We start from the raw sequence: 13414 nt of genomic DNA, 5'->3' as shown, positions 1-13414 counted from the left end.
TCGTTTCTCTCACAGATGTTACGTAATCCATTTTGTATAATTCACAAAAACAGATTAAGAAAATAACTGAAAACAGATTTGACTTTTTGAACACGCGCGTCGTGAAAAACAGAACATGAATTTGTTTTACTTTTTTCCTTCAGCCCGTTTGCGACGAAAAAATTCCTGCAGAATATTACGACACTCATCCTGCATCACGCCACTGATCACAGTGCTTTGATGATTCAGTCGCGGATCGTTTGTAATCTGAAACAACGAGTGACAGGCGCCTGCTTTTTCATCGCGCGTGCCGTATATCACCAGGGGTAAACGCGATTGAATAATCGCACCGGCACACATCGGACACGGCTCCAGCGTGACATACATCACACAGTCCGACAAGCGCCACGAACCCAGCGATTCCGCTGCCTGCGTGATCGCAATCATCTCGGCATGTGCCGTCGGATCGTTCAACGTTTCCCGCTGATTATGGGCGGCCGCGATCAGCCGATCCTGATACACAATCACCGCACCCACCGGAACTTCATCCTCTTCAAACGCCGCGCGTGCCTCAGCAAAAGCATAACGCATCCAGTGTGTATGCAACTGTAATAATTCCCGGTCGCCGGGAGAAAAATCTGGTTCGTCAGGTCGATTAATCATCTCAATGACATTTCGTCAGGTACGTTTAGTAAAGAAAAAATAATAATCAGTTCCGCACAAGATAAACCAGATCCGTCCGGAAAGAAAGTCGTGCTGAAATTTATCCTGTCGGCAGAGTTTTAACACTTAAACGACCAGAGGCAAGTGAACCTCGTTCCTTAAAATGACTTACCGCCAGAGATTTCGACGACAATAGCATTCCGTCAGTCTTTCTGTCTACAATAGGAGTTGCAGTGAATCACTCAGAAATTCAATCGTCTCAGCTCAAGGTAAATTCTCATGCGCGGAATCGTGATCTGTTTATCCACTCTCCTGGTCATCGGATTTCTGGTGATTTCCTCTCAAAACAGCAGCTCACAAAATGAATCGTCGCCGGTTCCAGCCACGCCGACACCGACCGTGAAATCGTTTGGTGCGACCGGTGATGGAACCACCGATGATACGGCCGCCATCCAGCGCGCCGTCGATTCCCGACAGGGATCAATTTCCTTTCCCAAAGGCGTCTATCGCATCACAAAAACCATCAGCGTCGACCTGGAAAAGCTCGGTCCGACCTCAGTCAGTTCCGATGGAACCGCCACGATCATCATGGCCGGCGCGGGTCCCGCCTTCCGGTTCATCGGCACGCATGAGGGAACCGCCAGTCCGGACACCGTGAAAGAAAATGTCTGGCTGAATCAGCGATCCCCGCTCGTTGACGGTCTGGAAATTGTCGGCGACCACCCGGAAGCCTGCGGCATCGAAGCCACGGGTACGATGCAGATTACACTCACACGACTCACCATCCGCCGCGCACTTCACGGCATTCACTTTGTCAAACGCAACCGGAATCTGATTGTTTCCAACTGTCATATTTATCAGAACCGCGGCGCGGGCATCTTTTACGATCACGTCAACATTCATCAGTCCAATATCGTCGGCTGTCACATTTCCTACAATGCCGGCGGCGGCGTGGTGGTTCGCAAAGGAGACATTCGCAACATTCAGATCGGCACATGCGATATTGAAGGTAACATGGGGGATGAAAATTCCGAACCGACGGCGAATGTGCTGATCGATTCCGAAGATGCGTCAGTCGGAGAGATCGCTATCGTCGGCTGCACGATTCAGCACGATCACTTTGCGCCCGGCTCCGCCAACATCCGCATCAACGAACACGCGCGCATCAGACCGCATTCAGAAGAATACCGCGACGGCAACATCACCATCGCCGACAATGTCCTGTCCGACGTGCAGACCAACATTGAGATCACCAGCGCCCGCGGCGTGACCGTTACCGGCAATACCATGTGGAAAGGCTACACACATAATATTCGCATCGACGACTGCCGGAATATTCTCGTTTCCAATAACGTACTGGATCGCAATCCCCGCTATCATTATGGCGATGGCAGCACCGCGAAAGTCGGCATGCTGTTGACCAACTGCGACGGCTGCACGATCAGCGGCAACCACATTAATGGAACCGGCAATGAAACGGCGGCACTCGAAATTCGCGATTCCCGCCGCATGAATGTCACTAACTGCACGATTCTCGATTTTTCAACCATTGGCTTGCTGCTGAACAACGTTTCCGACAGCCGCGTCTCGGATTGTCTGATTCAAAGCGATCTGCCGAACAGCGAAAATGCGCACTCGATCCAAGTCAGCGGCGGCAAAGACAATCAGATCGTGGATAATCTGTTCAAAAAGTAGTCGTCGTCCGCATACCAGAGCCCGATTCCAGACTTCCCAATCGTATCAGCAATCAATGATCCGTGCCTGCTGTGGCAGTTTGACACAGATCAGCCTGCTGCTATGATAAACGATCTCTGCCTTATTAATAACTGGTCTCATTTCCAGAGGGAACTGACCGTTCCTGCGGTTTATTATTCAGTCGCTCAAGGAGTCTATTCATGTCCCAGCTGTCACGTCGTCACTTCCTGAAAAAATCGGTCTTCGGTGGGTTGTTCATGGGACTGAGCGCCAAAAGCTATCGCTCCACCTTCGCGGCGGTGCCGCCCAGCGAACGAGTTCGAATCGGCATGATCGGCGTCGGCAATCAGGGTGGCCCGCGCAACAACATGAAGTACTTCCTGAATAATATTGAAGCACTTTGCGACCTGGATCAAAACTATCTCGCAGAAGCAGACGCGTTTCTTAAGAAAAACGCGAATAAGTCAGCAGTGATGACCGACGATTATCGGCGACTGCTCGATTCCAAAGACCTCGACGCCGTCGTCGTGACGGTTCCCGACCAGTGGCATGCCAAGATGACTGTCGAAGCCTGTCGCGCCGGCAAAGACGTTTATTGCGAAAAACCACTCACTCTGGTTGTGAACGAAGGCCCCGTCATGATTGATGCGGCCCGCAAACACAACCGGGTCGTTCAGACAGGGACCATGCAACGCAGCGGAAAGGAATTCATCCTGGCAGTACAACTGGTGCAGTCAGGGTTACTCGGTAAGGTACATACCGTGAACGTGACACTGCCCGGGCCAAACTGGATCGCGCGGGCTGGCAAACCAGTTCCCGACAGTGCGCCTCCGCAAGGCTTTGACTTCGATCGCTGGCTGGGACCGGCTCCCGAGCGACCTTACAACAAAAATCGAGTGCACTACCTGTTCCGCTTCTTCTGGGATTACAGCGGCGGCCAGCAGACAAACTTTGGTGCCCACCATCTGGATATTGCGCAATGGGGACTGGGCATGGACGATAGCGGCCCCGTTAGTGCGGAAGGTTCGGCTGTCTTTAATCCCGATGGCTGGTATGAAACGCCAGACTCAACCGATATCAAATACACTTATGACAACGGCGTTGTTCTCAATTGTCGACAAGTGCCCGACACGAAGAGCAATAAACAGGGGACCGAATTCGTCGGCGAAAAGGGCAGCCTGTTCGTTTATCGCGGTGGCATTATTGCCAACCCACCTGAGCTGCTGAAATCAGTCGAAGTGCCACGCATTGACAATCGGGATGCGAACATCGCACACGTCAACAATTTCTTTGACTGCATCAAGACACGCAAAAAACCGGCCGCCGACATCAGTATCGGACACCGTTCCGCGACCGTTTGTCACCTCGGTAACATTGCTGTGCGCACGGGAAAGAAAATCCAATGGGATCCCAAACAGGAAACCATCGTGGGTGATTCCGAAACAGCCAAATGGCTCTCGAAAGAATATCGCAAACCATACGAACTGGCGTAAGGCAAAGGCGTTCGGTAGCAACTGAGACTGATACCGTTTTTCATTGGGGTAGAAAGGTCTTCACGCCAGTTGCAACAGCACTGTCGGGCAAGCCGAACAGTAGCACACGCCAGCGTCATCTTGCAGAAACATTGATTATCCTTGATCACTCTTTTTTCGTGTTTTTCGTGGTAGTAAAAAAGAATAGATCACGTCAGCGTGTGGCACTGCTGGCTTGCCAACAGTGAATATATTAACGCACCGAAATCAAAATGTAGGGGGAGACCCATGTGTCTCCCCGCGGTATCGACGTGCTTTTCTGAAGGGACACCGAACGTTTTTACTGGTCCCGATAAAAGAATGAATCAGTTTTGCATCTCACAAGGCGGGTTGGCACACAGACCAACCCCTACTTTGACTTGACCGTTCTGTTGATACAAGCCAGCCTGTGTTCGCTGCCTCCGTCTGAAAACAAAATAACCACCCTACAGCGAAATTTCACACCATCACAAATTTCTTAACTTTCTTCAGTAGCCACCTGTTGGGGATTCTGGTTAAATAAAAAGAGACCGTTTCCTCACGTTTCCTACCCCCCGATTGAAATCGAGTTTTCGCCATGAACATGCTCGCCATTTGCCTGAAGACAGTCACACTTTCACTCCTGTTATTCATCCCGACAGTTCATTTCGCCGCTGAAACGCCGCAGGTCAAAGTCGGCTTTGCGGAACGGGACATCACCCCCGAGATCGGCATGGAACAGCCCGGCGGTTATGGGAAATCGTTTCATCGCTCCTTTCACGACCCCTGTAAAACGCGGGCGGCCGTGTTTGATAACGGCACGAATGTGGTCGCCGTTGTGAGTCTCGATGCGCTGTTTATTCGTCGCGTCACCGTGGATGAAATTCGTAAACGGGTCGAAGCCAAATGCAAGATCCCGGCGAATTCGATTCTCCTGCACGCAACGCATTCACACTCTTCAGGGCCGATGGGCATGATTCTGCCCGGCGAATACGACCACGCGTCTGACTTCGTGAAAGATCTGGCGTACGAAAAATCATCCACAGCAGACACCGCTTACTTGGAAACCGTCGTGGATCAAAGTGTGGAAGCGATCTGCGAAGCGTATAAAAAACGAAACGCCTCTCAGTGCGGCGCCGGTGTGGGCATTGAAGAACAGGTCGCCTTCAACCGTCGCTTCTTCATGCGGAACGGTTTGACGTTCACGCACCCGCGGCCCGGCAATCCCGATATCGTGAAACCCGCCGGTCCCGTTGATCCCGAAGTGGGCGTGATCGGCGTGTGGGATGAGCAGGGAGAACTCAAAGGCTGCATCGTGAATTTCGTCTGCCATGCCACCACAAATCCCGGCGGCATTTCAGCGAACTACATTTATTATGTCGAACAGGTCATTCGCGGCGTGTTCGGGAAAGATGCGATTGTCGTCTTCCTGGCAGGCGCTTCGGGCGATGTGACGCAGGTGGATAATCTTTCGCCCTTTGATCGACGTCCGAGTGAAGAATCGGCCCGTTTTGTCGGCGGTCGTGTCGGCGCGGAAGCCGTCAAAGTCCTGCTCTCGATGCCCCGCGGCAACTTTGAAACCATCGCCAGCAAAACGAAGATGCTGGAGATTCCCCGTCGCAAACCAACGCCCGAACATGTCAAAGAAGCGCTTGAAACAGTGAAAGCGGGACCTGCCAAATCCAACGCGACAGACTGGGTCTTTGCCAAAGAAACCGTGCTGCTCGATGCCCGTCTGCAAAAAGAACCGGTGGCCGATGTCGAAGTGCAGGCGGTGCAACTCGGCCCGGTGGTCTTATTAACAGACCCGGCGGAATTTTTCTGCCAGCTCGGATTGGACATCAAAGCGGGGAGTCCGTTTCCAATCACGTTCCCCGTGTCACTGGCGAACGGCTGCGTCGGTTATGTCCCGACGAAAGAAGCCTTCGACAAAAACGGCGGCGGTTATGAAACCCGTCTGACCGGTTACAGTAATCTGATCATCACCGCCGGCCCGCAAATGGTCGACGCAGCCATCGAACTCTCAAAACAGTTAACGCCCGATAAAGTACCGCAACGCGCGGCAGCTCCTGTGTTCAAGAATGATCCCTGGGCGTACGGAAGTTTGCCGCCACAGGTGGATTAGTTTAAGTCGAGTTTTTTACTACCACGAAAAGCTCGAAATCACACGAAATGTCAGAGAAGGCGACTCATGATGTGCCACTTACATTGATTGTCAGCCAATGATCTGTTTCACTTTAACCTGAACTTTGAGTACGGAATCTGGAGGAATCAGATCGGGCACGCCGAGTTCGCCATATGCCAGATGGGGTGGAATTGTTAATTCACGAATTTCGCCACACCGCATCCCAAGAACTCCATAGCGAATTCCTGCAATCATATTTCTGTCATGATATGAGATTTCACAATCGGAGATTTGTCGAATCAGTTGCCCCTTGTTTAACCTGATGATCATCGATGCCCGGCACGAATTCTCTTCATTGAGAGTGGACTCCGTGTTTCGTGTGCGAATAATTTTGTATTTGACATTTTTGACTGTCGGCATATCAACCTCGTGAATTACAAAACGTGAGCGAAAAGAATCCGTGAGGAGCGAGGGTCGGCTTCGCTCCTTATTTTACCACTCGCGCCATTCATCAACCAGAGGTTCATCCGGAGAATCATGCGACCCCAGGCCGCAGGCGTGCACAATTGCCTCGAATTCGTCGCAGATGTCTTCACGCTCAAGAGTCGCAATGAAATCCTGATCTCCATTCAGTGAATTGAACGATTCGATACATTTCTCCAGAACTTGAAGCCGCTCTTCTTCGCTCGCTGCTTTACTAAGTTCGATCAATTCATGCACTGTGTCGGCCATGATCTTGCGGGATGCCTTCAGTGTTTTTTCGGAAGATGTTCCCAATGGGGAAAGAACGTATGCTTCGCAAGATCCTTCAGTTTGACCTGTTTTAAGTGCTTTTGACGTTTGTTCTCGTTCTGTGCTGTCAGATTGGCCTGCTGCTCCTTTTTGGCAGCATCTTCCGCGAGTACAGCGTCACGTTCATGATCCCACCTCCACTGCATCATAGGCTGGATTTGAATTGATCCCCATGAACTGAATGTAAGACATTCTCTGGAAGCTTCCTCGTCTGTTGGTAGGATCTTGCCGATCGGAATAAACGTATCGGGAAGCGGATCATCAATCCATCCGATTTCATCCTTGTTAGCCCATGAGTGATGTGTGAGTTTCAGAATCGGCCTGAGTTCCGGATCATCCACTGCAGGCACTTCAGAGCCGATCCAGGCGGAACAGACCACCAGGACCGCAGCGAATTTGGGTTCGTCTCGGTTCACGCTCTCACTGAGCACGCGGCACACACAGAACCGTCCATCTTCCAGCGGAAACGCAAACGCATCTCCCGTGGCAGGCAGCGCGACTTTCTTTTTACGTCCCATTCGTTTGCTCTCATCCATTAAAACGCATTGTTTATTGATGATGACTTTCACGTGTGATAAGTTGTCAGAAACGTGAAAGCAATTTGAGTCTAAAATTAATTCATAATCAAGAAAAATGATCCCCACAATGAATTTTTCCTGTTGATTTATCCGTGTTGGTTCGCGTGAATCAAAAGCCACCGGGGGTGGGCCTGAATGCAATTCGGGCCGAGCGCAGCGAGCAGGAGGTGGCAGGGAAAATGTACAACGTCTCCTGATACTTTCTTTTTTACTACCACGAAAAGCACGAAAACACACGAAAATCAAAAACGGCGCCTGGCGCCGTGCCGCTCACTTGGGGCTGATTTTAATATGGAATCACTCGCCCACAAACAAAAACTGGACGGCGTCGGCGATGACATATTTGCCGTCGGTCCCTTCGTTGGAGATTTTGACCCAGCCCGATTTGCCGGCGTTGAAACGAAACACGCCCAGCGAACGGAATAATTTCTGATGCTCGGGGATCTGCTGCTGGTTGATGCGGATCGTTTTTTCGCCGTCGGCATGATGAATGGTAACCGGCGTATTCGTCGAACGGCGGATATTATAGCAGTGCGAAAGCCGAACTTCGTAGCGGCCTGCCTGCGGCAGTTCTGGAATAAAGATGACGGCTTTCTCCCCCTTCCCTGTTTTCCGATCGTGCAGATAACCGAGACCCACGTACGGCGGCGTATGCGTGGAATACTGCCAGACGCCGATCAGTTTCGCTTCCGTTTCATCGACGACGATCCCTTTTAGCTTCGCGGGATCAGCCACGATGAACGGAACGAGTTCCGGTTTGTCGACTTCGCCGGGGGGATGGGTGTTGGCGACGGCATCCGGATGTGGTTTTCGCCTGGGAGCCGGATCCTTCGCAGAGACGTGTCCCTGTGAGAAAAACATCAACGCCAGGACGAGCATCACGGCGGGAATATGTTGCATGATCATGCTTCCTGTGAGCGGTATGGCGCTAGCCGCCGGTAAATCAAGTTACAGTTTTCACACTACCGGCGGCTAGCGCCGTACCGCTCATTTTTATCGAGACTATTTCTACCGGGATCCTGATTGTACCTGCCCGCAGTGGCACGCGGACGCTTTCTCCGCCGCCTTCGCGAGCGGATCACGTTCAAAATCATTACACCATCGGAAGTGGCATCAGGACGTTGGGTTCCGGTTTTGCTTCCGGGGTTTCTTCTGCCAGTACGGATTCGCAGAAGAACTTCAGCAGTTGTTTGAAATCTTCGTTCTCGACACTTTCAGCCAGATCTTCGGCCCGTGCCCGCGATTTATCGACCAGGGCTTCGGCTTTCGTGAAGACGTCGCAGTCCTGATAGATTTTGCGTAAGCGGCCGATCCGCATGCCGTCGGAAGGATTGCCTTGCAAAATATCCTTGAGATCGGCAGTCTGCTGTTCGTCGGCGGTCTGTAATGCCAACGCTAACAGTAATGTGGGCCGCATTGCGAGGGCATCCTGTCCGGTGATCAGTTTGTTATTGTCATCGCCGCGCCAGTCTTTGAGGTCGTTCAGAATCTGGAAACCGACGCCGATATGCCGGGAGAACGACGAGATCAGCGTTTCATACTGGCCGACGGAACCGGTCATGCGAATGCCCGCATACAAGGCGGCTTCGAACGCGGGTGAGGTCTTCAGAGCGTAAATCTGTAACGCGTCGAGCGGTGCGAGTTCGAACGACTGGCTGTCCTGCCAGGCCATTTCGGCGCCCTGCCCTTCGCAGAGTTTGATATGCGCGGCTGCCATTTTTTCCACCAAATCCGCGGCGGCTTCGGCACCGATGTCGGCCCGGGCTTCATTCAACAGACGATAGCCAATCCCGATCAGATAGTCGCCCAGATTGATGGCCATGCCGGTGCCGTGCTGGCGGTGTAAGGTTTCCTGCCCGTAACGGTATTGATCGTCGTCTTCGATGTCATCGTGAATCAGCGAGGCCTTGTGGAAGACTTCAATCGCCATTGCTGCCTTCTGCACGCCCAGTGGATAAGTCGGTCCGGCTTCTGCATCGTCCGTTGATGTCTGATCTTTGATCAAGGCGTCGTAAGCGGCCAGTGTGATAAAGGGGCGAAAACGTTTGCCGCCATGTTTCAGCCAGTCGTAGGCGATGGCTTCGGTTTTGCCGAGGGGTGTCTGGGCGGCGGCTTCAGTTTTGGTTCGCAGCGGGGGCAGAATCTGATCGAAGTTTTCTTCGAACAGGGAATTCGCGGCCCGCATGGTGGGAAGATAACTGCGAGTCAGCGGCTCTTCCAGCGGACGATAATCTTCCAGGACTTCCCAGATCCAGGGTTCGTCCATTTTGGTGTTTTTGCAGTCACCGGAATGCAACGGCACCGCATACGAGGGGACGCCGGCAATCAGCACTTTATCGATGGATTTTTCCAGCACGTTCAAGCAGGCGACGCCTAAAATCCCGTCGACGTAACCGCCGATGATAATCTTGAGCACCACCGGCGAACCTTCTGCCACGAGTACTTTATAACCGAGTTTTTCCGCTCTGACTTTGTAGTCGGCAATCGAGCAGGCGCCGCACTTTTCACAATCGAGCCCGAACTCGTCGTATTCGGCCGGACAACCTTCGGCATGTTTCAGGCAGTGCGGCAGCAGGAGTAAGCGTCGCTCGAAGGGAATCGCCAGGAACTGACGTTTCCAGAAGAAGTTGCCGATGAGGACCATCATGAAACCCAGGAATTTTTCCGGCTGATTCATCTGCTCCAGCAGTTCGCGCGACCATTTTTCCAGAGTCGATTTCGTAAACGGGTTGGCGCAATCGAGATGTTCCACGAACTTTTCCGCTTCGGCTTTCATCTCTTCGCGCAGTGCGAGCGTTTCCGGAACCGCTTTGAGGTGGCTGGTGCTCTGACGTTTTCTTTTGACCGGTTTGGTCTCTTCGGAAGCACGATCTGCAGACTTCGCCGCGCGAGAGACGATTTGATCTTCCGAATTTTCCTGGTCTAAAGGCGCAATGGACACGGAACACTCCTCTATGTAAGTAACTCAATCGAGCGATGATTCAATTTTTGAATACAAAATCTGTCTGGGGTCTGCGGGGGGATCTAGTTTTCTTCAACGCTCATTATACGGTAATCCTCTTCCTCAAGCGACAATCTTAAATTGGCATCCGCACATTTTTTCAAAACCATTTTCGCTCGATGCAGGGCGGAAACAGTAAAGATAATTGGATAAAGTTGTTCGAAATACCATAATTTGGCGAAGTAGAAGCCAATTGGCGTGGATTCGGTAAATCTGCCGATTTCCACCTGTTCCAGTAACCAGTTCAGCCCCGCAATCATGACCGGGCTGTCATGATCGACGCCGACATGCAGTAAGACATCCACGGCCAGCGCGGTTTCTTCGACGCTGGACAAAGCCCCCGCATCCCCGCCCCAGCCGCCATCCTCATTCTGAACGGTTTTCAGAAATTCAATCGCCTGTTCCGCTTCTGACGAGCCGCAGCGTTCGGCAGTCGCATAAGCGGCTAAAACGCGGGCCGTCCCATAGACGGGGTTTTCGTCATTTTTGATATGCTGGTTACCAAACCAGAGCGGCAGCCACGAACCGTCGGCCCGCTGCACAGCGGCCAGATAACGGAACGAACGCGCGATGGCGCGTTCTGCCCGCTTTCGCAGTGATACTTCTTCTGCCAGTGATTCTGTTGCGAGCCAGGCCTGCAGCGCACGAATGACATGCGCGGAAATGTCGGCGGCACTCTGATCGAAGGGGAGCGTGCCCCAGCCGCGACAAAAGGTCGGCCAGCCACCATTGCTGTTCTGCAGATCGAGCAACCACTGTACGCCGTTGCGGAGCGCGGTGCGCACTTCGGGGGAGAGTTCGGTTTCGGCCGCCTCTGATTTCAGATTCAACAGCGCCAGAATCGCGCCGGGGGTATCGTCGGCATCGGGCACGCCGCCGGGCAGATCGGTCCAGGCCCAGCCCCCCGGTTCTGCAGACGTGTAGGGATGCAGCTCTTTGTATTGCTGCTGTAATAACCAGTCGCGAATCGGAGCCTTTTCAAATTCGGAGAGCGTCCCCTGAATGGCATTCACCGACAGCGTGGTCGTCCAGGTTGCCAGATTGGTATCGATGGGCCAACTGCCGTCCGGCCGGACAGAGGCGAGCAGAAACTCCAGCCCCTTTTTGACGACCGGATGATCGACAAGTCCCATACCGGCCAGACTCATCGTGACAAAACTGGTCAGCGGGGCCGCTTCCAGGAATCCGCCGTTCGAGGGCTGAATGGAAATCAGTTTTTTGAGGCTCTTCTGAATCGACAGATTTCGAATGACGCGCAGCAGTGGATTTTTCGGTTTGCAGAAGTGGTGCCGCACCTGGCCAATGGCAATCAGCGCGGGGAGCGCGTAACTGACGACGGGCAGACGTACTGCTTTATAGAAATTCGCAGGCAGACAGGAGAGTTCAAACGGGAGCGCGGGAATGGTGTCCCATTTGACTAATCGCGCCAGCGCACAATGTGTGAGGATCGGCACTGAAAAGGTTTTGTCTTTTCCGTAGCGGGCGATCACCGCTTCGACGCCGCCGCTGCGGTCGATGTACTGTTTTGCATTCACCGTGATGGAGGAATAATTGATCGCGTTCCGCGTCGCGTGAAACACGGCGTGGCAGAGCATGCTGGTCGAGATATTGCTGATGCTTTTGATGGTATCGCCCCAGCCGCCATCTTCGTTTTGATGGGTGGCCAGCCAGTGAATACCCTGTTTGATATACGAATCGAGTGAATGATCGTCGGCAGGTCGGTGGCGGCGAATCATCTCCAGTGCCATCACCGCCGTTGCGGTGGAGAGTGCCGAGGTGGAAAGTTCTCCTTCCCAGTGACCGGCGGCGTTTCGTGCAGAAAGCAATTCCGCACGTGCCCGCTGATAACCTTCCTGAACTCTCTGGTGGGAGACTGTTTCACTCATTCGGGAATCTTACTTGTCAGAGTGGCTTTGTTATTAAATCGAACGCCTATAACTCCATCGCATCCAGGCTGTCGATCAGATCATCCAGTTCATCACTCGTTGACTGTGAAACTTTCAAGCGACTGGGAATGCCCACGGATAAACCCACTGCGTCCCGCCCTTCGGCGACCAGTTCCACATCACGTTCTCTCGCCGCCATTTCCAGTGCATCGGGCGCACCGAACAATTTGGAGAGATCAATCTTCAAGCCGGCCACTTCACCATCCGCACCGGCAATGCCCGGCGTTTTGTGGCCGGGGAAGATAATCGCATTTTCGGGACAGACACGACTGCAGGCAGGACAACCTTTTTTGCAGCTGTCCTGTTCTTCGACCAGAACCTGTCCCCCCTGATCCACGCCGTACACGCCGAACAGACAGAAATCGATACACTCCATGCAATTCGTACACAGACCGTAATCAATGACCGGATACCAGCGACGTTTGGTCGGTTCCAACTGGTCTGCTTCGTCCGCACTTCCGTTATTTTTCTGACTGCTCAGGATCTCCAGCGGCTTCAAATACTTTTCGAGCTGCGCCGGCTTGGGGCTTTGCTGAATCAGATTGCCCAGTTGAAACGTCTGCACCTGAGAATCTCTGGCGAGCCGTCTGATTTCTGTCAGGTAGTCAGCGGGACTGGAACTGACCCGTAAATCAATCGAATATATTTTTCGATCGGGAATACTCTTCTGTCGCTCCGGGTTTTCATAGGGAACGGACTTGCTGTCGGATGCTTCCGGCTCTTCCTCTGCTTCGTCGACTTCTTCTTTGAGCAGCACCAGCCCTTCCCGGCCGCGCACGTCCAGTCGGTCGAGGACCCAGTGACTCGCGCGCGGATACAGCCACGACAGCACCACCACATCGCCGCGGATTGCCTGCAGAAACAGTGTCCCCGTATGGTCGGCTGAAAGATCGTACAGATGAGGCACCAGCGAGACTTCGAGATCGGCTTCCATCAGCAGTGCCGCTGCCAGCGATTCTTCCAGCTCACGTTTGGCGGGATTTTTCCCCTGCGCCTGCGAGATCACCACGGTCAATTTTTTGTCAGCCATTCCGAAAACCTTTTCAACGCTAAACTAAAACGGCTCACCGTTTTGTTCTACCTTAGAACGGCTCACCGTTTTGTTCTATCTTAGAACGGCTCACCGTTTTGCTCTATCTGAGAAC

The 13414-nt window shown here is 52.8% G+C and carries 11 protein-coding genes; 3 read left to right on the top strand and 8 right to left on the bottom strand.

Annotated elements, in window-relative coordinates:
• Window positions 1–126: 126 nt before the first annotated feature.
• Window positions 127–642, bottom strand: a complete 516-nt coding sequence (tadA, locus tag Q0294_RS04685) for a tRNA adenosine(34) deaminase TadA (protein WP_299461425.1) — start codon at window positions 640–642, stop codon at window positions 127–129.
• 279 nt (window positions 643–921) lie between these two features.
• On the opposite strand from tadA, the gene Q0294_RS04680 reads away from it, so the two are divergent.
• From Q0294_RS04680 to Q0294_RS04670, 3 genes are all read left to right on the top strand, one after another.
• Window positions 922–2337, top strand: a complete 1416-nt coding sequence (locus Q0294_RS04680; RefSeq protein ID WP_299461423.1) for a right-handed parallel beta-helix repeat-containing protein — start codon at window positions 922–924, stop codon at window positions 2335–2337.
• Window positions 2338–2537: 200 nt separating this feature from the next.
• Window positions 2538–3830: a Gfo/Idh/MocA family oxidoreductase gene (locus Q0294_RS04675; protein WP_299461421.1), complete on the top strand. Its 1293-nt coding sequence runs from the start codon at window positions 2538–2540 to the stop codon at window positions 3828–3830.
• Between the two features lie 595 nt (window positions 3831–4425).
• Window positions 4426–5952 carry a hypothetical protein gene (locus tag Q0294_RS04670; protein ID WP_299461419.1) on the top strand — a complete coding sequence of 509 codons (1527 nt, stop codon included), beginning with the start codon at window positions 4426–4428 and terminating at the stop codon, window positions 5950–5952.
• A 90-nt stretch (window positions 5953–6042) separates the two neighbouring features.
• Here Q0294_RS04670 and Q0294_RS04665 read toward each other — a convergent pair whose 3' ends face one another.
• The 7 genes from Q0294_RS04665 to Q0294_RS04635 form a co-directional block, all read right to left on the bottom strand.
• A complete protein-coding gene (locus tag Q0294_RS04665) occupies window positions 6043–6282 on the bottom strand; it encodes an FKBP-type peptidyl-prolyl cis-trans isomerase (RefSeq protein ID WP_299461427.1) in 240 nt (79 codons plus the stop codon).
• Between the two features lie 162 nt (window positions 6283–6444).
• Window positions 6445–6684, bottom strand: a complete 240-nt coding sequence (locus Q0294_RS04660; RefSeq protein WP_299461417.1) for a hypothetical protein — start codon at window positions 6682–6684, stop codon at window positions 6445–6447.
• 17 nt (window positions 6685–6701) lie between these two features.
• On the bottom strand, window positions 6702–7262 hold the full coding sequence (locus Q0294_RS04655) for a hypothetical protein (protein WP_299461415.1): 561 nt from the start codon (window positions 7260–7262) through the stop codon (window positions 6702–6704).
• A 357-nt stretch (window positions 7263–7619) separates the two neighbouring features.
• Window positions 7620–8222, bottom strand: a complete 603-nt coding sequence (locus tag Q0294_RS04650) for a xanthan lyase (RefSeq protein ID WP_299461414.1) — start codon at window positions 8220–8222, stop codon at window positions 7620–7622.
• A gap of 193 nt (window positions 8223–8415) precedes the next feature.
• Window positions 8416–10263 (bottom strand): polyprenyl synthetase family protein, encoded by a 1848-nt coding sequence (locus Q0294_RS04645; RefSeq protein WP_299461412.1) that lies wholly within the window; start codon window positions 10261–10263, stop codon window positions 8416–8418.
• Window positions 10264–10346: 83 nt separating this feature from the next.
• Entirely contained in the window at window positions 10347–12209 is a 1863-nt protein-coding gene (locus Q0294_RS04640) for a prenyltransferase/squalene oxidase repeat-containing protein (RefSeq protein WP_299461410.1), read from the bottom strand.
• Window positions 12210–12255: 46 nt separating this feature from the next.
• Entirely contained in the window at window positions 12256–13299 is a 1044-nt protein-coding gene (locus Q0294_RS04635; protein WP_299461408.1) for a ferredoxin family protein, read from the bottom strand.
• Between the last annotated feature and the right edge of the window lie 115 nt (window positions 13300–13414).

It is taken from the genome of uncultured Gimesia sp., from assembly GCF_937919775.1.
Classification (GTDB): domain Bacteria; phylum Planctomycetota; class Planctomycetia; order Planctomycetales; family Planctomycetaceae; genus Gimesia.
Note: the sequence above shows the minus strand (reverse complement) of the source record. Positions and strands in the feature narration are given on the sequence as shown.

Bases quoted from the DNA above. Each gene is read 5' to 3' on its own strand.
- Q0294_RS04655 (WP_299461415.1), bottom strand. From the start codon at position 7,262: ATGGGACGTAAAAAGAAAGTCGCGCTGCCTGCCACGGGAGATGCGTTT.
- Q0294_RS04675 (WP_299461421.1), top strand. From the start codon at position 2,538: ATGTCCCAGCTGTCACGTCGTCACTTCCTGAAAAAATCGGTCTTCGGT.
- Q0294_RS04680 (WP_299461423.1), top strand. From the start codon at position 922: ATGCGCGGAATCGTGATCTGTTTATCCACTCTCCTGGTCATCGGATTT.
- Q0294_RS04640 (WP_299461410.1), bottom strand. From the start codon at position 12,209: ATGAGTGAAACAGTCTCCCACCAGAGAGTTCAGGAAGGTTATCAGCGG.
- Q0294_RS04670 (WP_299461419.1), top strand. From the start codon at position 4,426: ATGAACATGCTCGCCATTTGCCTGAAGACAGTCACACTTTCACTCCTG.
- Q0294_RS04650 (WP_299461414.1), bottom strand. From the start codon at position 8,222: ATGCAACATATTCCCGCCGTGATGCTCGTCCTGGCGTTGATGTTTTTC.
- Q0294_RS04665 (WP_299461427.1), bottom strand. From the start codon at position 6,282: ATGATCATCAGGTTAAACAAGGGGCAACTGATTCGACAAATCTCCGAT.
- Q0294_RS04635 (WP_299461408.1), bottom strand. From the start codon at position 13,299: ATGGCTGACAAAAAATTGACCGTGGTGATCTCGCAGGCGCAGGGGAAA.
- tadA (WP_299461425.1), bottom strand. From the start codon at position 642: ATGATTAATCGACCTGACGAACCAGATTTTTCTCCCGGCGACCGGGAA.
- Q0294_RS04660 (WP_299461417.1), bottom strand. From the start codon at position 6,684: ATGGCCGACACAGTGCATGAATTGATCGAACTTAGTAAAGCAGCGAGC.